Genomic DNA, 22,969 nt, shown 5'->3' with positions numbered 1-22,969 from the left:
CTTCTTCGCTTCTCCCCTCAGGGGAGAAGGTGGCGCGAAGCGCCGGATGAGGGGTGAAGCGGCGCCATACGCGCTCGCTGAGAAGCTGAACCCCTCACCCTAGTTCCGCTAGCGACCTTCGGTCCTAGCTCCACTACCCTCTCCCCTCAGGGGAGAGGGGCCGCCGCCGGCACTATCAGGTCTAGCTCCGCCAGTGCGCCACTGGTTCGCTCAAGGTCTGCAGCGCTTCCGCCGGTTCGCCCTCGATGCGGCGGAGCAGCAGGCGGGTGAGTTCCAGGCCGGCGGCGTAGACGTCTTCCTCGATGGTGTCGACATTGGGGAACACGGTCGACAGGATGTCGGAGGTCTGCTTGCAGATGAAGCCGATGTCGCGGCCGAGCAGCACGCCGCCATCCTCGAGGCCGCAGAGCATCGAGATAGCGCGGGTTTCGCTGTCGCAGATGATGCCGTCCGGCCGGTCCGGCCGGTCGGCGAGATCGCGGCCGAACTGCCGCATCTCGGCCGAGGCCGGGCGGATGCTGTCCTGCACCACGACGCGGCCGGCAATGCCCCGGCGCGCGACGGTACGCTCGAAGGTGCGGGCGATGTTGTGATAGTTGTTGGTGGTGGCGTCGCCGACCGAGATCAGGATGTCGCGCGCTCCGGTGTCGGCCAGCCGCTCCACCGCCAGTTCGGTGAAGGCCTCCGAGTGGAAGTCGTGGAAGGCGTGTGGTGTGAAGAACTCCGTCCGGCCATGGCTGACGAAGGGGAAATCGTGATCCATCATCAGCTGCACACGGCGATCGCGCGCCCCGGTATGGGTGATGATGACGCCGTCGGCGGTGCGGTTCTCGAGAATGTAGCGTACCGTCTCGACCGACCGGCTGCGGTCGAACTCCGGCATGACGGTAAGGTGGTAGCGGGTGCCGCTGATGGCATCGCCGATGCCGCGGATCATATGGCGTGAGAAGTCGATGGCTTCGTCGGAGCCGTCGAGCACCAGGGCGATTACATTGGTCTTGCCGGTGCGCAGGCGCACGCCTGCCCGATCCGGAACATAGCCGAGCTGCGCCGCGGCTTCGGCAACCTTCTTACGGGTCTCTTCCTTCAGCGAGGCGCCGCCGCGCAGCGACAACGACACCGTCGACAGGCTCAGCCCGGTCAGCTCCGAGATGGTCTTCAACGTTGCCCGCTTGCCCGATGGCTTGCGGATGCCTCTGCCGGCGTCTGGCCTGAACTTCGTCATCGTCGCTTCTTGGACCCCGCCTCCTCATACACCGGCCATCGGGTGGCGGGAACCAGAGAAAATTGCATCGATGCAATCTCCATTTGATCGTCGCGGAATGGGAGGCTAGCCTTCATCATATTGATTTTCATGTAGTAAATACGCCTGACGTACGTCACTCGAACAATTTCCAGCCGATCATTGCAACGTTGCAATAAATGCGCTTAGCTCGGCGCGCACTCAGGAGGTGCCGCGCAGCCCGCGCATGAGGACTGCGACGCCAAACCCTTGGAGGAGGAATTCATGCTTAAACGGACTCTGCTGGCGTCTGCGGCGGCGCTTGCTCTGCTGGCCGCCACGGCTCCCGCGCAGGCGGTGAGCATCATGTATGCCGAGTGGCTGGCCTCATTGGTCGAGCCTGGCATCGCCAACTACGAAGCGGCGACCGGCGAAAAGGTCGAGGCGATCAAGCTGCCCGGCGCGGCTTACGACCAGCGCACCTCGCTCGATCTCGCCGCCGGCACCGCCGCCGACGTGATCCAGCTCGACTCGTTCATGGTCTCCGAGTTCGCCTCTTCCGGCTACCTCGAGCCCCTGACCGAGTCCGCCAAGGGCTGGGACCAGTACCAGTACTACATGCCCGGGCTGCTCGAGGTGGCGTCCTATGACGGTCAGGTCTACGCGCTGCCCACCGACACCGACGTGCGCATGCTGTGGTACGACAAATCCAACTTCGAGAAGGCCGGCATCGCGCTGCCATGGGAGCCCAAGAGCTGGGCCGACGTGCTCGACGCGGCGCAGAAGCTCAAGGACGCGGGTGTGAAGTACCCGTTCCAGCTGCCGGCCGGCATCAAGCAGGGCGAAGGCGCCACGATGCAGGGCTTCTACATGGCGCTGCTCGGCGCCGACGTGCCGGAAGGCGACCGCAACCGCCTGCTCAACCGTGAAACCGGCCAGTGGATCGGCGACAGCCCGGCGATCCGCAAGACGCTGGAGCTCTATCGCAAGGTCTATCACGACATCGGTCAGCCGGCCGACCTCAACTACGCCGCCGACCCCGGCGCCGCGGTGCGTGAGGCACTGGCCAACGATCAGTTGGGCATCCTGGCTTCCGGCTCGTGGGAAGATGCGTGCCTGTGGGACTGCAACGGGGTGAACCTGCCCAGCCGCGAAGAGCGCGACGCCATGGTCGGCTGGACCCCGTGGCCGGGCTCGGGAGATCCGGGCACCAAGGCGACCACCAACATTTCCGGCGGCTGGACCATTGCGGTGAACTCCAAGGCCGCCGACAAGGCCAAGGCGTTCCAGTTGCTCACCACCATCTTCGATGTCGGTAACTTCAAGGACTGGACCATCAAGAACCACCGGATGGGCGTCCGCACCGACATTTCGGAGTCGCCGGAATATACGGCCGACGCCTACCTCGCCAAGGCGACGGCGCTGGCGGCCGATACCACCGGCCGCGATACCATCCCGGGCTACCAGACGGTCTCGGCCCTGGTGCAGCAGATGACCACGGAAATCCTCGACGGCGCCAGCGTCGAAGAGACGGTCAAGAACTACCACGACGCACTCGTCGACGAGTTCGGCGAGGACAAGGTGATCACGTACGAATAAGCGATCCTCCCCGACACGGCGACGCCCCGACGACCGGGCGCCGCCGTGACGGTTGATGCCGGCCCCGCGAGCGGGGCCAGTTCGTCCTCTATTCGAACGAGCCGTCCATGAGACACCAGGCCAACCCCTGGATCACCAGCAACCTGTGGGTGCTCAGTGCCGCCATGCTGCCGGCGATCGTCTTGGTCGGGGCGCTGCTCTATTTCACCGGCTGGGCCTTCACCTTCAGCTTCACCGACCTGGGGCTGACCGGCCGCAAGGCAGTCGAATGGTCCTGGGTGGGCCTCGAAAACTATGAGCGGCTGTTCACCCGCAAAGGCTTTCTCGAGTCGCTGTGGACCACGGTGGTCTTCGTCTTCTTCTCGGCGATCGTCGGCCAGTCGGTGCTGGGTTTCCTGCTCGCGGCGACGCTGCGCGGCACGATCTCCACCACGCGCAGTGTGGTCGAAGTCTGCATCATGCTCGGCTGGCTGCTGCCCGACATCGTGGCAGCGTTCCTCTGGTCCGCCACCACCTCGCAGACCGGACTGATCAACTCGCTGTTCGTCGTGCCGTTCGGATTGCAGCCGATCAACTTCATCAACGATTTCGCCCTGCCGGTCGTCACCATCGCCAATATCTGGAAGGGCACGGCCTGGAGTTACCTGCTGTTCGTCGCGGCGCTCGACTCGGTGCCGAGGGAGATCATCGAGGCGGCCAAGATCGACGGCGCGACGCGCTGGCAGCGCGCCTGGCTCGTGGTGCTGCCGATCATCCGGCCGCACATCGCGACGAACCTCCTCTTCATCACCATCTGGACCTTCACCTACTTCCCGCTGATCTTCGCGATGACGGGGGGCGGGCCGGGCCGGCAGACCGAAACGCTGGCGCTGTTCCTCTACAACCAGAGTTTTGCCCGCGGCAATCTTGGCTTCGGCAGCGCCATTTCGGTGGCCATGCTGCTGATCGTCGGCGCCCTTTCCCTCGTCTATCTGCGCATGCTGCGGGAGCCCAAGTAATGGAACGCACGACGCTCTCGCGACCCATGGCGATCGCGCTGGCCTTCATGGCGGTGATCTGGGTCAGCCCGTTCGCCTGGCTGCTCAGCAACGCCTTCGATACCGCCGCGACCGGGCGGCTCATCTGGCCGCAGCGCTTCGGCGTCGACAACTTCATCGGGGCGATCGGCGGCGACGCCGGCCGGATGTTCCTCAACTCGCTGCTGATTGCGGCGGGAACCGCGACCATCAGCGTGGTGGTCGGCGCCGCCGCGGCCTACCCGCTGTCGCGGCTCAGGATGCCGGGCAAGAATGCCTTGCTGTGGACGCTGGTGCTGCTGCGCATGCTGCCCTCGGTCGGCGTGCTGGTGCCGCTCTATTTCGCCGCGCAGCGGTCAGGGCTGCTGAACCAGTTCGGCGTCATGCTGGCGCTGAGCTGCCTGAACCTGCCGTTCACGCTGCTGCTCTTGAAGAACTTCTTCGACACAGTGCCGATCGAACTGGAAGAGGCGGCCTATGTCGACGGCGCTTCGCTCTGGCAGATCGTCACCGGCATCGTGCTGCCGATGTCGCGGGCGGGGCTCGCGGTGGTCTGGTTCTTCAGCTTCACCGGCGCCTGGAACGAGTTCCTGCTGCCGCTGATCTTTTCACGCGTCGAAGCGGGCTTTCCGATGTCGGTGGGGCTCTACGGCGCGTTCGGGCGGATGGGAGCCATCGACTACGGGTTCCTTGCCGCCTTCTCCATCATTTATGCGGCGCCGGCAGTCGGCGTGTACTTCCTGCTGCGGCGGAACATGAACACCGGGTTCGCCGGTGTCGGCGTCAAAGGGTAGCCTCAATGAACATTCTCGCGACCAAGCTCGGTCTCCTCGACGATGACATCAAGCAGGAGGAGAAGCTGTTTCGCCTCTGCGCGGACCTCAAGGCCAAGATCCTGACGCCGATCGAGGGTGAGTTCGCCTGGCGTTACACCGAAGCCGACCTCGATGCCGAGGCCGCGCTCAAGGCCGATATTCGCAGCTGGCAGCCCTTCACCGACAAGACGGTATGGGCGAAAAAGCAGGGGCATACCTGGTTCGCCGCCGAGGTCACGGTGCCACCGGCCGCCAAGGGCAAGACGTTCGTCCTGCGCTTCTCTTCGCAGTGGCAGGATCGGCCTGGCACCACCGATCCGCAGTGCCTCGCCTATCTGGACGGCCATGTGGCGCAGGCGATCGACGGCAACCACACCGAACTGGTGATCGCGCAGAACGCGAAACCCGGAACCAGGCGCACGCTGCTGGTCAACGCCTTCACCTTCTTCGACCGGCCGCTGGTCGGCTTCAAGGTGGAACTGCTGGTGCGGCACGAGCGGGCGGAAAAGCTCTATTTCGACCTGTTGACCCCGCTCGAGGTCGCGACCCGCCTCACCCAGATCGACGGCCGCCGCCACGCCATCATGAACCTCGTCGAGCAATCACTGCGGGCGCTCGACCGGCGCGGCGGAGTGACGCCGGAATTCGAGGCCTCGCTCGGCGCGGCGGAAAAGATCGCCAGGAAGATCTACGAGCTGGTCGATACCGAAGTGCAGCCGACGGTTTCGGCGGTGGGGCACACCCATCTAGATGTCGGCTGGCTGTGGCGGGTGATGCATACTCGCGACAAGACCGGCCGCAGCTTTGCGACGGTGCTGGCGCTGATGGCCGAGTACCCGCAATTCGTCTTCATGTACAACCAGTCGGTGCTGTTCGACTTCTTGAAGAAGGACTACCCGGAGATCTGGGCCGGGGTGGTCGAGCGGGTGAAGTCGGGCCAGTTCGAGATCGAAGGCGCCATGTGGGTGGAGCCCGACGCGAACATCGTCTCGGGCGAATCCATGGTGCGCCAGATCATGCGCGGCCGCCGCTTCCACCTCGAGCATTTCGGCGTGGTGCCCAATACCGTGTGGCTGCCCGACACGTTCGGCTATTCGGCGAACATGCCGCAGATCCTCGAGCGCTCGGGGCTCGAGTATTTCATTACTTCGAAGCTCAGCTGGAACGACACCGACCGGCATCCCTACGACACGTTCTTCTGGCGCGGCATCGACGGCACCAAAACCAAGGCGCAGCTGATCACGGCGCAGAAGTTCGACAGCGAGCGGATCTTCACCACCTACAATTCCGACCTGTCGGTCTCCGAAGTGATGGGCGCCTGGAAGCGCTATGAGCCGAAAGCGGTGAACGACGAAGTGCTGGTCTGCTACGGCTATGGCGATGGCGGTGGCGGGCCGACCCGCGCCATGATCGAGCGCGGCACCCGGCTCGAGCGCGGCATCCCCGGCGCGCCGAAAGTGAAGCTCGAAGGCATCGGACCGTTCCTCAAGCGGCTCAGCAAGCGCATGGACGAGAACGCCATGCGGTTCCCCACCTGGAACGGCGAGCTCTACCTGCAATACCACCGCGGCACACTGACCAACGTCGCCAAGAACAAGGCCAATAACCGCCGCGCCGAACGGGTGCTGCGCGAGCTCGAATTCCTCAGCGCCATGTCGATGCGGAGCGGAGCGCCCTACCCCAGCGAGAAGCTCAACGAGTTCTGGGAGCTGGTGCTGATCAACCAGTTCCACGACATCCTGCCCGGCACCTCGATCGCCGAAGTCTATGTCGACAGCGACGCCGAATATGCCGGGCTGTTCTCGACGCTCGCCTCGGGCAACGGGCCGTGGCACAGCGCGGCGAAAGCAGTGGCGCCGACGCAGAAGGGCGGCTTGCAGCTGTTCAACTTCACTGGCCACAGGCGCGACAAGGCGCTGGTCCGCGTCGAGGGTGCGACAGAAGGTTCGGCGCTCAGCCAGGGCGACGCAGCCCTGCCGCTGCAGAAGCTGGTTGGGGCAGATGGCAGCGTCACGCTGGCGGCGCCAGCCGACCTGCCGGCACTCGGCTGGGCCTCTGCCTCGCTGGTGGCCGGCGGCACCGCACCGAAATCGAGCCTCAAGGCTTCGTCCAGGCAACTGGAGAACGAGCTGATCCGCGTCAGCTTCGACAAGCAGGGCGAAATCACCTCGGTGTTCGACAAGCAGTTTGGCCGCGAGCTGATCGCCCAGGGCGAGACGGCCAATCGGCTGGTCGCCTACGAGGACAAGCCGCTCAACTGGGACGCTTGGGATATCGACCGCTATTTCGAGGAGCAGTTCTGGCGGCTCAGCGACGGCAAGGCAAAGATCGAGGTGGTGGAAACCGGCCCCTATCGCGCCGCGCTGCGCATCGAACGGCAGTATCTGAGCTCGAAGGTGGTGCAGGTGGTGTCGCTGGAAGCCGGTGCGCGCCAGGTCGAGTTCGACACCTTCATCGACTGGCAGGAACGCCAGACCGTGCTCAAGGCGGAGTTCCCGTTCGATCTCAATATTTCCGAGATCCGCTCGGAGATCCAGTTCGGCCATGTGAAGCGCGCGACGCACCGCAACACCAGCTGGGACCGGGCCCGGTTCGAGGCCAGCATGCATCGCTGGGTCGACATCAGCGAGCCGGATTTCGGCGCTGCGCTGCTCAACGACAGCAAGTACGGCTATGACGCGGTCGAGCAACTGGTGCGCATTACGCTCTTGCGTGGCGCCACCTTCCCCGATCCGGCCTCGGACCGCGGCGAGCACCGCATCAAATATGCGCTGCTGGTGCATGAGGGGACGAGCGACCTCGCCAGCGTGCCGGTGGCGGCCGAGCGGTTCAACAATCCGGTGGCGGTGATCGGCGACAGCTCGACGCGCGCCTCCAGTGCGCTCGAAAGCACCAGCTTCTCGTTCGCCTCGGTCGACAAGCCGAATGTCACGCTGGAGACCGTGAAGAAGGCCGAAAAGAGCGATGCGCTGGTGCTGCGGGTGTTCGAGCACGCCAATGCCCGCGCCACCGCCACCATCAGCTTCGGCGTGCCGGTGAAATCGGCGAGGCTGGTCAACCTGATGGAAGAGGGCGGCGAGCCGGTGGCGGTCAGCGGCAACAGCGTGACGCTGCAGCTGAGGCCGTTCGAGATCGCGACCTTGCTGCTGGAGGTGGAGGGCTGAAGACCGCTGCGGCCGGTGGCTGTGGCCCCCCACCCCTGTCCCCTCCCCGCAAGGGGGAGGGGGACCCTCACACCGACATCCCGCTTCTGGCGTCTCCCTCCCCTTGCGGGGAGGGATCAAGGGTGGGGGTCGGCCCGCACCGGCGCCGGCCACCTAGCCCGCGTCCTCCAACAGCATCGCCGCGGCCTTCTCGGCGATCATGATGGTAGGCGCATTGGTGTTGCCCGAGGTGATGGTCGGCATCACCGAGGCGTCGGCGATGCGCAGCCCGGCGAGGCCATTGAGGCGCAGTCGCGGGTCGACCACCGCGGCGGGGTCGCTGCCCATGCGGCAGGTGCCGACCGGATGAAAGATGGTGGTGCCGATATCGCCGGCGGCCTGCTCCAGTTCGGCATAGGTGCTGAAGCTCGGCCCCGGCCGGTACTCCTCGGGTCGGTGGGGGGCGAAGGCCTTGCTCTCCAGCACGATGCGCCGCACCAGCCGGATCGCTTCCACCGCCACCTCGCGGTCAGCGGCGGCGGACAGGTAGTTCGGCTGGATCAGCGGCGCGGCCGTCGGGTCGGCGCTGGCGAGCCGGATGTGACCGCGGCTCTGCGGGCGAAGGTTGCAGACCGTTGCGGTGAAGGCCGGGAAGCGATGCAGCGGCTCGCCGAACCTGTCGAGGCTCAGCGGCTGCACATGGAATTGCAGGTCGGGCGTGGCGCGCTCGGGCGACGAACGGGTGAAGCCGCCCAGTTGCGAAGGCGCCATGGTCATCGGCCCGCGCCGCGCCAGCGCATATTGCATGGCCATGCCGGCCTTGCCGGCGAGGCTGTTGGCTGAAACGTTGAGCGTCGGCAGGCCGCTGACCTTGAAGATCAGGCGCAGCTGCAGATGATCCTGCAGGTTCTCGCCCACCTGCTTCAGCTCATGCACCGTGGCAATGCCGTGCTCGGCCAACCGCTCCGGGTTGCCGATGCCGGACAGCTGCAGCAGTTGCGGCGAGTTCACCGCGCCGGCGGAGAGCACCACCTCGCGGCCGACCCTGAGCAGCTTGATCCGGCCCTGATGCCGGACCTCGATGCCGGTGATGCGACGGCCCTCGGTCACCAACCGCAGCGCCTGGGCACCGGTCCATAGCGTCAGGTTCGCCCGGCCCAGTGCCGGCTTCAGGAAGGCCGAGGCGGCGGACCAGCGCAGGCCCTGCTTCTGATTGACCTCGAAGTAGCCGACACCCTCGTTGTCGCCACTGTTGAAATCAGCGGTCGCCGGGATGCCCTGCTCGATCGCTGCAGCCCGGAACAGGTCGAGCACCTTCCAGCTGAGCCGCATCTTCTCGACCCTGAGCTCGCCGTCCCGCCCATGCAGCGGGTCAGGCGCGCCGGCGCGACGCTCGCTGCGCAGGAAGTGCGGCAGCACGTCGTCCCAGCCCCAGCCGGGGTTGCCGAGCTGGCGCCAGTGATCGTAATCGGCGGCCTGGCCGCGCATGTAGATCATGCCGTTGATGGCCGACGAGCCACCGATCACCTTGCCGCGCGGATAGCCGAGCGAGCGCCCGTTGAGCCCCGGCACGGGCTCGGTGCGATAGCACCAGTCGGCCCGCGGGTTGCCCATGGCGTAGAGATAGCCGACGGGGATGTGGAACCAGATCCAGTCATCCTTGCCGCCGGCTTCGAGCAGCAACACCGAATGCCGACCTGACGCCGTCAGCCGATTGGCCAGCGCACAGCCGGCACTGCCCGCCCCGACCACGATGTAGTCGAAGCGCGGCGCCCCGGTATCGATGATCTCGGTGTCCAGCCCGGCCCCCTCTGCTCCTCCGCCGCAGTGACCACGCGGCGGCGGCACTCGTCAATCGGAACGGGGTGCAGAAACAGAGAGGCCCAACCAGGAGGTGGAATCTCCAGTTGGGCCTCAGCCACCGGGCGGCGAAGCCCGATGACGGCGTTCACATAGCGGCGGTTCCGGCCGAAGTCCAGCACGGATGTCGCATGGCTGGGTTACTCCGGCCAGCGATCGTCCGGGCGCCAGAAGCCGAGCTTGGGGGTGTTCCACTCGTCGGTGGGGAGGAACATGGTGCCGGGGGTGCGGAGGTTCTCTTCGATCGCCTCGAGGTTGAGATCGACGCCGAGGCCGGGTGCATCCGGCACGGTGACGTAGCCATCGGCCATGTAGTCCTTCGGCAAGCCGGTGACGAGGCTCTCCCAGAACGGCAGGTCGAGGCCGTGGTGCTCGCAGGCGAGGAAGCTCGAGATCGCCGCGGCGGTGTGGATATTGGCCATGAAGCCGATGGGCGAGCCGGCGCAGTGGAGCGCCGTCGGGATGCCCTGCTCTTCCGCATCGTCGGAGATGCGCTTGGTCTCCATCAGGCCGCCCGAAGTCAAGAGGTCGGGGTGGACGATGTCGAAGGCGCGGGTCTGGATGGCTTCGCGGAAGCCGTCGCGCAGGTAGAGGTCCTCGCCGGCGGCGATCGGGGTCAGCAGCGCGTCGGCCACCACCTTGTGGCCGGGAATATCGAAGCGCGACACCGGGTCTTCCATCCAGGCGAGGTTGTAGGGTTCGAGCGCCTTGCCGAGCCGGATCACCTCATCGGCAGTGAGGTAGTTCTCGCCGAAATGGTCGACGCAGAGCTGGATGCCATTGCCGACGGCCTTGCGCACCTCGGACACCACATGGGCGGCGCGCTCGATGGTCTCCTCGGTGAGCTTGACGCCGCGGCCGGCCATCGGGGCCTTGAACCACTTGCCCATTTCAAAATCGGTTTCGTGCCGCGCATCGTGGCCGATCAGCGGGCTGTCACCGGTTTCGAACAGGCTGGGACGCAAGTCGAACTTGATCCAGGTGAGGCCGCGGTCGCGACGGCCCTTCACCGCCTCGACGAAATCCTCCGGCGTCGGATCATCCGGGGTCGGGGTATCGCCATAGAGGCGGACCTTGTCGCGATACTTGCCGCCGAGCAGCTGGTAGCACGGCACGCCATAGACCTTGCCGATCAGGTCCATCAGCGCGATCTCGATGCCCGAGACACCGCCGCCCTCGCGGCCCCAGTTGCCGAAGCGCTTTATGGCGCGGAAGATCATGTCGACGTTGCAGGGGTTCTGCCCGATGAGCATCGACTTGAACTGCAGCGCGTTACTGGCATGGCCGGCATCGCGCACTTCGCCCAGGCCGTAGACACCCTGGTTGGTGTCGATCCTGAGGATCGGGTAGTCGTAATTGGCGGCCACCACCGCGAGGCGCATATCGGTGATGCGGAGCTCGGACGGGTTGGAGTGGGTGGTTATGGCGTTTTCGATCCGCCCCAGCTGCTTGTCGGTCATTTGCTTTCTCGGTTGGTCACGGCCGGCAGAGCCGGCAAAGGGGTTGGCCGCTCAGCGGCGGTGCGTGTAGGCGGGGAGCATCAGGTCGGCGAGATCATCCATGATGGCGGCGGCCTCGGCGCGAGCCGCGTCGTCGAGCGCGCGGAAGCCGGACTGGCGCACCGCATTGGATGGGATCACGCCGCGCGCCTTCAGCACCTCCTTCATCAGCGGCATGCCGTAATTGCTCTCCATGTCGAGCAGCGGCAGCAGGCGCTGGAAGATGTTACGGGCGCGCTTGTCGTCCTTGGCCTCGATGGCGTTCCACAACGCCACGTGCACGTCGGCGATCTCGCAGGCCGGCATGGTGCCGGAAACGCCGTGGCGGACTTCCTCCATCAGGGTCTTGCCGGCCTTGCCGCCCATCACGCCCTCGAGCTTGTCGCCGCAGAGCCGGATGATCTCGCCGACGGTCTGGGCCGGATAGCCCGACTCTTCCTTGACGAAGCGGGCGGTCGGGATTTCCTTGACCAGTTCGGCGATCAGGCCGGCGCTGAGTGGCGAAGCGCCCTGCCCCGAGACGTTCTGGATCACCAGGGGCAGCTTCGTGGCGGCGCCGATGGCCTTGTAGTGCGCCTTGATATCGGCCGGGCTCGAGGGGTGGAGGGTCGGCGGCAGCGACATCACTGCGTCGGCGCCGATCTCTGCGGCATGGCGGGCGAATTCGACGGCAAGGTGATAGTGCGGCGCCGAGACGGCGACGATCACCGGTACCTTGCCCTTGGCCTTGTTGACGACGATCTCGGCGGCACGCCGGCGCTCAGCTTCGCTGAGGTAGAAGCCCTCGCTGGCGAGCGCGTTGGCGACGACGCCATGGACGCCGGCGGCGAGGCAGAAGTCGAGAGTCCGCTCCAGGGCTGCCTCATCCAGCCGGAAGTCGTCGGTGAACGGCGTCGTGACGATCACGAAGATGCCGCGGTAGTCGTTGCGATCCATTTTTGCTTTGCCTTCTGTGGGATCAGGTGCCGGCGAGGGCGCCCTTGGTCATGCCGGAGACCAGGAACGGCTCGAGGAAGATGAAGAGGACGATAGCGGGCAGAACCGAGATCGTGCCAGCCGCCATCAGCATTGACCAGTCGACCATCTGCTCACCCACGAAGGACTGCATGCCGACGGTCAGCACCTGCACTTCGGGCTTGTCGACCAGGGTGCGGGCGAAGATGAATTCCGACCAGCTGGTCAGCACCAGGTAGACGGTCGAGGCGGCGAGCCCGGGCTTCGCCAACGGCAGAATCACGAGGCGCATGGCCTGCAGCTGGCTCGCGCCATCGATCATCGCCGCCTGTTCGAGCTCGCGCGGGATACGGTCAAAGAACCCCTTCATCAGCCAGGTGGCGAGCGGCACGCCGATGGTCATGTTGGCGAGCACGATCCCGGCGAGCGAGTTGAACAGCCCGGTATTGGTGTAGATGATGAACAGCGGGATCAGGATCAGGCTGGCCGGGATGAGCTTGCTGACCAGCAGCGTCGCCCCCAGCGCCTGCTGCGGCGGGCTCGAGAAACGCGACAGCGAGTAGCCGGCCAGCGTCGAGACGAACAGGCTCAGCAGGGTCGAGGCGGTGGCGACGATCAGGCTGTTCATGATCCAGGTGAAGAACGGCCGGTTCTCGAACACTTTCACGAAGGCATCGAAGCGCACCCGGCCGAGGTCGGGCAGCAGCGAGGGCTCTCGGGACAGGATCGCGTCGGTCGGCATGATCGCCGTCATGACCATCCAGTAGAACGGGAACAGCGTGATGAAAGCGAAGCCGGCGAGGACCAGGAAGCCGAGGATGCGCATGGGCGTGAGGGCGGGTTTCATCGGCGTGGCCTCAGAACTTCGAGCGGCGCGCCAGCGCGGCCATGCTGACGGCAATCAGGAAGGCGGCGGCGATCATCAGCGTGCCGACGGCAGTGGCGGTGCCCATGCGGAAATAGTGGAAGGCCTCCTTGTAGACATAGAGCGCCAGCGTTTCGGTGGCATGCGCCGGCCCGCCGCCGGTGGTGGCGAAGATGATGTCGACATCGCGGAACACGCCCAGCGCCGAGATCATGATGACGAGGAACGAGGCGGTCTGGATGCCCGGCCAGGTGATGTAGCCGAACTGCTGTGGGTTGGTGGCGCCATCGACATTGGCGGCCTCATAGAGCTCCTTGGGGATCGACTGCAGCGCTGCGAGAATGGTCAGAGTGATCAGCGGATAGGTCTTCCAGATAGTCGGCAGGACGACCGCGAGGAGCGAAGTACGGCTGTCGACGAACCACGGCATCTCGCCCTGTAGCAGCCCAAGGCTGCGCAGCATGGCATTGAACACGCCGAACGAGCCGTCGAGCACCCACAGGAACATGATGGCGACGATCACCCCGGGCACCGCCCAGGGGATCAGGACGATGGTGCGGAGGATGCGGTTGCCGGGCAGCTGCTTGTTGAGCAGCAACGCGGTGCCGAGCCCCACGAGGAAGGCGCCACCGACACTGCCGCCGACATAAAGCGCCGAGTTCAGCGTCGAGCGCCAGAACAGCGGATCGGTCAGCACGCGGGCGTAGTTGCCGAAGCCGAGCGGCAGCTCGCCAATCCTCGCGAAGTTCATCACCTTGCCGTCGCGGAACGAGATGTCGAGCACCTGGTACAGCGGGTAGACGATCAGGATCAGCACGGCCGCGGCAGCGGGCAGCAGCAAGGCGAAGCTCAGCAGCGTCTGCCGGCGGTGATAGTTGATGTCGAACAGCCGCGGCTTCAGCGCGCTGCTGTCGAGCGAGGACGTATTCGTCATTCGCTGCATCCTGGTCCTGGAAGAATGGGAGGCGCGACCCAGGGAGGCGGGTCGCGCCCGGGGAGCGCGTCAGTTCAAGGGAACGGCGCGCTCGAGTTCGGCCTGAGCGTCAGCCAGGATCCTGTCGATCGGATCCTCGGTGGTCAGCACCTTGAGCGCAGCGGTGCGGAGGATGGCCGAATATTCGGCGAAGTTGGCGCGCACGGCCTGCTCCGACGAGAAAAGCGGCAGACCGTCCCTGGCGGCGTCGCTGATCAGCGCCAGATGCGGAGACTGGGCTTCATCTTCAGCGGTCAGCACCGAAGCAGCACGACCCGAGGGTTGGCCGGTGATGATGAGATACTCACGCTGCCATTCCGGCTTGGTCGCGAACTCGATGAACTTCCAGGCAGCAGCTTCGGTCGCCTCGTCGAGCCCCTCGGCAATGTGGATAGTGATGCCACCCGGCGCCTGCTGCGGATCCCACGGCACGCGCACCATCTTGAGGTTGGGGCGCATCTCGGGCGTGGCCTTCTCGAGCCATGACCAGACCCAGGGCCCATCGATGAGGAAGGCGGTCTTGCCGTCGACGAAGAGCTGGCGCGCCACGGCGGAGTTGTTGCCGAGCGGGGCATTCTTGCCGACGGTCTTGCGGTAGGTCTCGACCGCCGCGATCACCTCGGGCGAGGTGAGGTTGTACTTGCCGTCGACGATCACGTCGGTGCCGGCATATTTGATGTAGCGGTGCAGGTCTTCCATCACCGTGGGGTGTTCGGTGGTGACGGCGGAAAGGCCGAACACGCCATCGGCCGGCTTGCTCATCGCCGCCACGGCCGTCTGATACTCGGCGAAATTGGTCGGCACGGCGACGCCGGCGTCGGCCAGCAGCTTCTCGTTGTAGAACAGCATCAGGGCGCTATTCGAAATGACGACGCCGCGTGTCTCGCCATCCCAGGTCAGGCCCGCCTGCGCCCCGGCCCAGCCGGTTTCGATGTCGGTGCCCTTGATGTGCTCGTCGAGCCCGGCAAGCCAGCCCTGCGCCGCATAGGCGCCGAAATTCTGCTCCGATATCTGCAACACGGCCGGCGCGCGGTTGGAGGCGAAACGGATGGTCATTTGCGTCAGGTAGTCGGCGAACGGCACGTAGACGCGGCCGATCTTGATATCCGGGTTCTCCTTCTCGAAGGCGTTGATCACGGCCTTCCACCAGTCGGAGTTGCCGGGCTCTTCTAGCTGCCACGACGAAAAGTCGAGCATGGTCTGCGCCTGCGCGGGCAGCGCAGCGAGACTGGCCCCCAGCCCGATGGCGGCGGCCAACAATAGCTTCTTGATCACAATGATCCTCCCAGTAAGCCATTTCGGCGGACTTGCTGGTCCGCCTTTCAAAACAAGCGCAAAGTTCCGCCGCGGCCTGAAATGCCGTTGCAATCGCCCATCGCGTTGCTAATCACCTGACGTGAGACGACGCCCAGCGGCGTGTTGTGGGATTTCCGCTGGACCGCCCGACAGCAGGTGCGTATACGAACATGCAAGATCGTATCAAACCTGTCAACATCGTATACGATACGACATTGTGCCGAGGATGCCATGGATCAGGACGCGCCACCGGTAGCCAAGCCCCGCAGGCGAAACGGCGCTTCGGAGGCGAAGACCGAGACCACCTATCAGCGGGTCACCAACCTGCTGAGGACCGAGATCATTGCCGGCGACATCCCGTTGGGCGGCTGGCTGCGGATGACGGCCATCGCTGAGCGCTTCGGGGTCAGCGTGCAGCCGGTGCGCGAGGCATTGCAGCAGCTCGAGGGCGAAGGGCTGGTCGAAATGATCCCCAACCACGGAGCGCGGGTGCGCGAGATCGACCGCAACCGGCTGGTCTATTCGCACGAGATCGGCGAGGCGCTGGAATCGTTCCTGGCGCGGCAGTTCGCCGAGGAAGCCTCACTGTCCTCGCTCAGGAAACTCGAGGCGCTGCAAGTCGAGCATGATGCGGCCATCGACGCGATGGACTGGGTCCGGATCGATGCCGCCAACCACGCCTTCCACCGCTTCATCAACACCCATGGCGGCAACCTGGAAGCGGCTGACCTGATCGCCCGCTATTACGGACTGAGCGAAAGCCTGATGAACAAGCGCGGTCGCACAGCGGCGTTTGCGCAGCGCGTGAAAGCGGAGCACCACGCACTGCTCGATGCCTTCCGCCGGCGCGACCCGGACGCAGCGGCGAAGATCAATGCGCAGCATGTGCGCGGCACGCTCGGTGACGTGCTGGCGGCGTACGAGGCGACGAAGCGCTGAGCCGGGCCCAGGCAGCTCCTAAGTCTGCGTCGCCAGCCAGTTGCATCGAAAACGTCACGTCCCCGGTTGTCGCCGGCGATGCAATGGCTCACTTTCGCGGCAACAAAGCGAGGGAGTGACGATGACCAGGTTGGGTGAGGCGCGGTCGCTGGTGTGGGCGCATGGCGTGGTCAGCGTCGAGAGCCTGGGCGGGATGATCGGGCCGACGCTGTTCGTGTTGCCCGACGGAAGGCCGGTGGCGCCGTTCCAGGTGGCGCCATGGGCGAACGAGGCCGGTGGGGAGGCCCTGCCCGGCATCCTCAAACGGCTGCGCGGCGAGTGGCCATGCGTGCCGTTCGGTGTCGATGGGGATCGCGCGGCGAGGGGCGACTGGCCGCGATCGTCGGCAAGCCCGACGGTCGATACCGATCCGCACGGCTTCAGCTCCAACCATGACTGGCAGTTCGAGACCGGTGCCGAAGGCAGCATCGCGCTGCGCATTGCCTACCCCGAGGCCCACCCGATCAAGGCGCTGCATCGGCGCGTCACGCCCGATCCCCAGACGACGGCGCTCGACTTCGAATTGACCATCGAGGCCCGAGCCGACTGCACTCTGCCGCTGGGCCTCCACCCATCGTTCCGGCTGCCGAGCAAAGTTGGCGCCATGCATATCGAAGTGGGTGACGAAATCACCGGGGCGACTTTCCCCGGACCGGTCGACGACAGCTCGATCTTCGAACAGGGCCGGTTTCAGACGCCGTGGCGCGATGTGGCGCTGCAGAATGGGTCGCGACTCGATGTCGCCCGAGTGCCGCTGCCGCAGGCGACCGAGGAAATCCTGCAACTGCTCGACATGCCCGGCACCGCCTCGCTGTGGAACAGTGCTGAAGGCTACCGGGTGCGGCTCAGCTGGAACAAGGAGCACTTCCCGAGCGCCTTGCTCTGGATGTCGAACCGCGGCCGGCAGATGGCGCCGTGGAACGGCCGGCACCTGGCACTGGGGTTCGAGCCGATCTGTTCGGCGTTTGACCTCGGGCCGCAGATTTCCGGGGCGGACAACCCGATCTCGCGGCGGGGGACGAAGACGGCGAGGCGGTTCAGCGCAGGGGAGCGGTTTGTGACGCGCTATCGCATTGCAGTGGAGGCGGCGAAGGTCGTCTGACGGAAAGCCGGATGCGGCGTTTAGAGCGCCCCTCTCCCTTGGGGGAGAGGGTTGGGTGAGGGGGCCTTGCCGCAAACACCGCGCTTGGGGCAAGGCCCCCTCACCCGGCGCTACGCGCCGACCTCCCCCCCAAGGGAGAGGTGAAAGGAGGCTGCGACGTCCGTCTGAGCGTTCTGCCCACCCCCACCCCGCTTCGCTACGGGCAGTTGGCCCTAGCTGCGCTACCCTCCCCACAAGGGGGAGGGAGACGATAGAAGCGAGGCTGGCAGTCAGGTCTCCCTCCCCCTTGTGGGGAGGGATCAAGGGTGGGGGTGGCCACACACACCAGCCTGCCGATCACACCTCCGGCGTAAACCGCACCAGCACCGTCCTGATCTCCAGCGGCTGCACCTCGACCGTCAGCGCCTTGCCGTTGAGCGCAAGCGCCGCACCCGGATGCTCGATCGGGTCGGCGCTGCGCGCTGCCGCGGGATTGCCGGTGAAGGTCACGGTCTGCTTCGCCGCCTCCTTTGAGAGGTTCTGCAGGCGCAGCGCCACCCAGCCGCCATCCTCACCGGGCTTGGCGGTGACCAGCACCGGCGACTTCTCGTCGGTGCCGAAGAAGCTGTCGCTCAGCTTCCCCGTCGGCTTGATGTCGCGCATCGCCACTGGCGGGGTCGCGACTTCGGCGGCGAACTTCGCGGCGGCCGCCGCATCGGCCGGACCTTCATGGGTGGTGAGGCGGTAGCGCAGCGGGATGCGGCCGGACTGGGCCGACTTGAAGTTCACCAGCCAGTGGTTGTTGAGCGCCCAGCTCATGATGGTCGGGCCTTCAGGCTCGAGCGTGCGGTTCCACTTGCCGGTGGTGATGCCGCCCAGATGCACCAGCGGCGCGTCGAGCGGCACGACAGTGACGCCGCGCTTGGTGTCGCTGACATCGACCCAGCGCCCGACCGGATACCAGTCCTTGGCGGCGCCATCGAGCTGATCGGTATTGGGCACAGCGGGGATGCCGTTGAGATCGAGCAGAAAGTCCGGCTTCCCCAGGTTGAACGGGAAGGCGACGAATACCGCCTCGGCATCGGCGTGCTCGAGCTTGTCGATGCTCCAGTCGACGACGACGCACTTGGTGTCGCCGTCGAGGGCATAAACTACGGTCGCCGCCGACACGCCCGGGGCTTCGATGTGGACGGTGATCGAAGCACGGCCTTCGAAGATCTTTGCCGCATCGAGGGTCACCTTGGTGGCGGTTTCGCGCTTCCAGGGCGTGTCGGTGTGACCGGTGAAAAATTCCGGCTTGTCGAAGCTGATGTCGGCGATGGCCAGGCGATCGTCCGGGGAGCCCACCGTCTCGTAGACATACTCGCCGGGGCCCCAACCCTGGTACTTGCCGGCGAAATCGTGGCCCTGCGTCTTGTCGAACAGCTCGGCAATCGCGCCCGTCCTGCCGTCGATACGGATGCGGTAATGCCGGTTCTCGATGGTATCGCCATTGGCCTTGAGGTCGTCGACCGGGACGCCTTTTTTCAGGTCGAGGAAGGCATAGCCCATTGGCGGGATGGTGCCGGCGACGCGGCGGATCTCGGGATAAGGACGCGGGCCGCCCCAGGTGCTGCGGCGGTTGAAGAAGGTGTCGAGCATGCCCACTGGTGCGGCGCCACCGCGCGGCTCGGGCTCCTCGACGATCACCCGGCGTTCCCAGGGCAGCGTGTTGAACACCAGCACTTCATCGATCCCTGAGGCCTTGAAGGCTTCCCTGGGGTCGAGATTGCCGAGGTTGAAGATGCCTTCCGGGCCCTTGGTCCCGAGCGGCGCGGCCAGCGCATTGGCGGCCTTGGCGACGGCGCCGTGGCCTTCCATGGCGGCGGTGTAGGCGAAGCCCGCCTTGCGGTTCCACTGCGCCTGGCTGAACAGGGAATGCGGCGCCTCGACCGAGGAATAGGCGCCCCAGGTGTGCTCGTCGAACAGGGTCATCGACTCGTAGATATCGGCGGCGCGGCGTGCATTCCAGTCGCCTTGCCCGTTGCTGCGGCGCCAGGCTTCCAGCGCCTCGCCGATACCGACGATCTCGTGGGCGGCGCGGTTGACGCCCACCTCGAACGCCGAGGAGCCGACGCCGTCGGCCCAGTGGTCGGTCCAGTCGCCGCGCTGCGTGCCGATGACCTTGGCATAGTTGTCTTCGAGCAGCCGGCCGAAATCGGTGACGGTGATGAACTCCATGCGCACATTCTGGCGCTCGTCGTTCCAGCGGCGGACGAAGTCAGGCATGCGGGCATCGGGCGGGCCATTGTCGACGCGCACCGGGTGGGTGGATTCGCAATAGAGGAAATCGAACGGGTAGCTCGCGTCGTTCTCGAGCTCGTCGATCCAGCGCGGCAACAGCCGATCGACCAGATCCCAGTTGCCGAGCCCGGCCTGGCTACGACCGAAGAGGTAGTGATAGCCGTTCCAGGCCAGCACCTTTTTGCCGCTCGGGCCTTCCCAGCGGAACGCCCCGGGGAACGGCTTGGGGCGGGCGCCACGGATCGGGTTGATGGCGGCGGTGTAGAACTTGATGCCGAGCTCGGCGAGCAGGTCTGCATAGAGCCAGCTGACGCCATTGACGTCGTCCTGCATGGCGGCTTCGACATGGAAACCGAACTCATCGCGCAGCGCCCGCAGCGGATAGAGCGAGCGGTGCATCTGCTCGACATTGAGCAACGGCGTCATGTTGTACTGCATGCCCGCGATGTCGATGCGGCCCTGCTCGTGCCAGTGACGGAAGCGGGCCACCTCGTCAGGGCTGGCCTGCCGGAGGTAGCGGAGGAACGGCCCGGTGGTCTCGACGGTCCATCGATACTGCGCTTCAGCCGGGTAGCGGTCGGTAGCCTCGATCAGGTCGAGTGCCTGGCCGACGAACTCGCCGTGCTGGCGCAAGGCCAGCTCCTGATAATCGGTAAAGCCGATATCGGTATGGGCGTGGTTGCAGATGTAGATCGTCTTGATCTTGCTCACGGGGTCGTCCTCCTCAAACTACGATCAGCTCAGGGCAATGCGGGTCCAGGCGCGCGGCGCCACTGTGAAAGCGACGCTGCCGCCGGCCAGCGGCAGGGCCTCGCCGGCGCCACCCGAGAGCGGCGTGCGGCTGGCTCTGGTGGGCTTGAACGTGCCGGCACCGACCTTGGCCTCCACCGCGGCATCACCGGGGTTGAGCACGGTGATCGCCACGCCGTCGCCGTCAGCCTCGAGCCGGGTCAGCAACGCCGTGCCGAGCTCGAGCTGCAGCAGACTCGCCGCCGTGCTGCGCACCGGCCCACGCTCGGCATAGACATGGGTGGCGAGCGGCTGGGCGTAGCTCAGCGCCGCCTGTGCCGAAGCCCCGAGTTCGCGGCGCGGCGACGGCACCAGGGTGAAGCGGTACTTGCTCTGCCCGCCCTGGTCGGCCTGGAAGTTGGTGCTCCAGTAGTTGTTGGTGAGCCAGGCGACCAGCGTCGGCCGCTCGCGAGCGACACGGCCATCGGGATCGCCGAAGCGGCCGAAGGTGTAGCCGCCGACCTGCCAGAGCGGCGCATCCGGGCAGGCGACCGTCACTTCGGAGCTGGCGTCGCCGATGCGGATGAAGCGCTGCGCGGTGATGTAGTGACGGCTGGCATAGGGCAGTTGCTCGTCATCGAGCTTCACCACGGCGCCGCCGGTCTCGTAGTGAGCGTCCCAGCCCTGCGCGAGCGCTGTGGGCATGGGCAGGTAGATGGCGTGCGGCTCGACGATAGGTTGCTTCGTTACAGTGGCTTCGACATGCAGCACCGGCTCCTCGCCGACGAGGCGGTAGAGCACGTCGACCTTATCGCCATTGGGCAATTCGAAACTCTGGACGATGCGGGCATTGCCCCGTTCCACCGCCTCGCTGGTCGTGACCAGCTTGCCGTCGAAGCGCTCGGCCTGCCAGTCGCGACGCCAGGCAAGGTGCCAGTCCGGCGACTCGAGATCGACCTGGTCGAACATGTCGGTGCGAATGCCGGAGGCAACGCGCTCCAGCACCGGCACGCCGAACTTCAGATGCTCGCTCGCGGCGCCCGCATACTCGGTACCGTCGAGCTTGAGCGAGGCGAGCCCACCCTTGGCGTCTAGGCTGACGGTGAGGCGGCCGTTCGACAGCACGCCATCCCTCGCCCGGAGCTTGCCGTTGGACATCACCGCAGCCTTGGCGGCCGGGATGGTAACATAGCTCAGCGCCGGCACCTCGATGGGGGCGGTGTAGTAGGCGCCGTGCTCGGGGAGATCCGAAGTCACCACGTCCTGGCGCTGGATGCGGTGCGACGAGGGGCCGGTGGGCACCAGGTCTTCGAGGCCGAAGCCGCGCTTGGGATCGGGTGCGTCGGTCATCGGCGGCAGGTAGGGCAGCCGCACCGACTGCTTCACCGCAAAACCGTGCGGGTTGTAGACCAGCAGCGTCGGCGCGTCACCGCCGGCTTCGATGCCGAGCCGTTCGAGCCCGTCGCGGCGCAGCATGCGGGCGACGCTGGCGCCTTCGGCGACGGTCGCGAGCTTCAGCAGTTGCTGGGTGCGGGTTTCGGGCGAGTGTGGCTGGCTGATCGAGCGGTCGGCGCCCCAGGTGTGCTCGGCATAGAGCGCGAGGCCCTTGCGGGCGAGGTCGTGCAGCATGGCGCGACGGCGCGGCGCCTCGGTCGGATGCCACGCATCGATACCGGTGGCGACATCGAGGTCGCGCTGGCCGCGCATCGCCTGCGCGGTTTCGTGTGCGGTGGAGCCGGCACCGAAATTCCACCAGTCGGTCCAGTCGCCGCGCAACGTCGGCATTGTCTCGGCCGGCTGCTGGCGGACACGGTCGAAGAACTCGCTGATGGTGCCGAGCCTTAGCTTGATGCCGCCGGTCGAGGCATTGCCCTCGTTGAAGTTGCGGATGAAATCGGGGAGCCCCGCCTGGGGCGAGCCGTTGTCGTGGTAGCGCACATTGGTGATCTGCATCATCAGGAAGGGATGCGGATAGCCGGTCGCCTCCCACTTCTTCGCCCAGCGCGGCACGCGAGCCCGGGCCTCTTCCATGTTCGTCGGAATCTGCAGGCTGCGATCGGAGGTCACGCCGTAGATGAAGCCGTTATAGGCGGTGATGCTGCGGCCGCCCGGCGCCTGCCAGTTGAAGGCGCGCGGCCAGGGCTTCAGCGCGTGGCCGTAATGTTCGTTGATGGCCATGGAGATGCCGGTGATGCCGTGGTCGAGCAGCGCATCGACGACGCCCCACGGCAGGCCGTTAACGTCGGTGTTCATCGCCGAGCGCACCGGAATGCCGAGCTCGCGGAAGAATTTCAGCGGCTTCAGCACATCGAGGACCATCGAATGATCCATCAGCGGGGTCATGTGCCAGCCCATGCCGGCGACTTCGATCTGCCCGCGCTTCACTGCGGCAAGGAAGCGGTCACGATCGGCGTTCGATGCATGGACCCACCAATCCATGGTTCCGCCGGTGACCTCGCAGGTCCAGCGGAATTTCGCATCGTCGGGGTAGTCGGCGGTGCGCTCGGCGATATCGAGCGCCTCGTCGATGAAGCGGCGGTGCAGCTCCATCACCACCGGCTGCGGGTGGGTGTAGCCGATGTCGGTATGGCTGTGATGGACGAAGAGGATTTCGTTGATCATGGGAGGCTCTGATGAACGGAGGAAGGAAGAGGCC

General features: G+C 65.8%; 15 protein-coding genes. 6 read left to right on the top strand and 9 right to left on the bottom strand.

Annotation, left to right across the window (positions count from 1 at the left end; all coding sequences use genetic code 11):
* Positions 1-181: 181 nt before the first annotated feature.
* A complete protein-coding gene (locus APS40_RS15325; RefSeq protein ID WP_055047878.1) occupies positions 182-1,225 on the bottom strand; it encodes a LacI family transcriptional regulator in 1,044 nt (347 codons plus the stop codon).
* A 282-nt stretch (positions 1,226-1,507) separates the two neighbouring features.
* On the opposite strand from APS40_RS15325, the gene APS40_RS15320 reads away from it, so the two are divergent.
* The 4 genes from APS40_RS15320 (at position 1,508) to APS40_RS15305 (ending at position 7,816) form a co-directional block, all read left to right on the top strand.
* Complete coding sequence (locus APS40_RS15320; RefSeq protein ID WP_055047877.1) at positions 1,508-2,821, top strand: extracellular solute-binding protein; 1,314 nt, start codon at positions 1,508-1,510, stop codon at positions 2,819-2,821.
* A gap of 107 nt (positions 2,822-2,928) precedes the next feature.
* Positions 2,929-3,819: a carbohydrate ABC transporter permease gene (locus APS40_RS15315; RefSeq protein WP_055047876.1), complete on the top strand. Its 891-nt coding sequence runs from the start codon at positions 2,929-2,931 to the stop codon at positions 3,817-3,819.
* Positions 3,819-4,631 (top strand): carbohydrate ABC transporter permease, encoded by an 813-nt coding sequence (locus tag APS40_RS15310; RefSeq protein WP_055047875.1) that lies wholly within the window; start codon positions 3,819-3,821, stop codon positions 4,629-4,631. Before APS40_RS15315 ends, APS40_RS15310 begins: the two co-directional genes overlap by 1 nt.
* A 5-nt stretch (positions 4,632-4,636) precedes the next feature.
* Positions 4,637-7,816 (top strand): alpha-mannosidase, encoded by a 3,180-nt coding sequence (locus tag APS40_RS15305; RefSeq protein ID WP_055047874.1) that lies wholly within the window; start codon positions 4,637-4,639, stop codon positions 7,814-7,816.
* A 153-nt stretch (positions 7,817-7,969) separates the two neighbouring features.
* On the opposite strand, the gene APS40_RS15300 is transcribed toward APS40_RS15305, so the two are convergent.
* The 6 genes from APS40_RS15300 to APS40_RS15275 form a co-directional block, all read right to left on the bottom strand.
* Positions 7,970-9,580 (bottom strand): GMC family oxidoreductase, encoded by a 1,611-nt coding sequence (locus tag APS40_RS15300; protein WP_055049685.1) that lies wholly within the window; start codon positions 9,578-9,580, stop codon positions 7,970-7,972.
* A gap of 215 nt (positions 9,581-9,795) precedes the next feature.
* Entirely contained in the window at positions 9,796-11,115 is a 1,320-nt protein-coding gene (locus tag APS40_RS15295) for a mandelate racemase/muconate lactonizing enzyme family protein (protein WP_055047873.1), read from the bottom strand.
* Between the two features lie 51 nt (positions 11,116-11,166).
* A complete protein-coding gene (locus tag APS40_RS15290) occupies positions 11,167-12,090 on the bottom strand; it encodes a dihydrodipicolinate synthase family protein (RefSeq protein ID WP_055047872.1) in 924 nt (307 codons plus the stop codon).
* A gap of 22 nt (positions 12,091-12,112) precedes the next feature.
* Complete coding sequence (locus APS40_RS15285; protein ID WP_055047871.1) at positions 12,113-12,955, bottom strand: carbohydrate ABC transporter permease; 843 nt, start codon at positions 12,953-12,955, stop codon at positions 12,113-12,115.
* A gap of 10 nt (positions 12,956-12,965) precedes the next feature.
* Positions 12,966-13,907: a carbohydrate ABC transporter permease gene (locus APS40_RS15280; RefSeq protein ID WP_055047870.1), complete on the bottom strand. Its 942-nt coding sequence runs from the start codon at positions 13,905-13,907 to the stop codon at positions 12,966-12,968.
* Positions 13,908-13,976: 69 nt separating this feature from the next.
* Entirely contained in the window at positions 13,977-15,221 is a 1,245-nt protein-coding gene (locus tag APS40_RS15275) for an ABC transporter substrate-binding protein (RefSeq protein WP_055047869.1), read from the bottom strand.
* A gap of 252 nt (positions 15,222-15,473) precedes the next feature.
* On the opposite strand from APS40_RS15275, the gene APS40_RS15270 reads away from it, so the two are divergent.
* Entirely contained in the window at positions 15,474-16,181 is a 708-nt protein-coding gene (locus APS40_RS15270; protein WP_055047868.1) for a GntR family transcriptional regulator, read from the top strand.
* A gap of 121 nt (positions 16,182-16,302) precedes the next feature.
* Positions 16,303-17,322, top strand: coding sequence for a hypothetical protein (locus tag APS40_RS15265; protein WP_055047867.1), 1,020 nt, complete (start codon positions 16,303-16,305; stop codon positions 17,320-17,322).
* Between the two features lie 336 nt (positions 17,323-17,658).
* Here APS40_RS15265 and APS40_RS15260 read toward each other — a convergent pair whose 3' ends face one another.
* Positions 17,659-20,295: a glycosyl hydrolase-related protein gene (locus APS40_RS15260; RefSeq protein ID WP_055047866.1), complete on the bottom strand. Its 2,637-nt coding sequence runs from the start codon at positions 20,293-20,295 to the stop codon at positions 17,659-17,661.
* A gap of 24 nt (positions 20,296-20,319) precedes the next feature.
* Positions 20,320-22,935: a hypothetical protein gene (locus APS40_RS15255; protein WP_055047865.1), complete on the bottom strand. Its 2,616-nt coding sequence runs from the start codon at positions 22,933-22,935 to the stop codon at positions 20,320-20,322.
* Between the last annotated feature and the right edge of the window lie 34 nt (positions 22,936-22,969).

Origin of the sequence: Devosia sp. A16, from assembly GCF_001402915.1 — a bacterium.
Taxonomy (GTDB): Bacteria; Pseudomonadota; Alphaproteobacteria; order Rhizobiales; family Devosiaceae; genus Devosia_A.
Note: the sequence above shows the minus strand (reverse complement) of the source record. Positions and strands in the feature narration are given on the sequence as shown.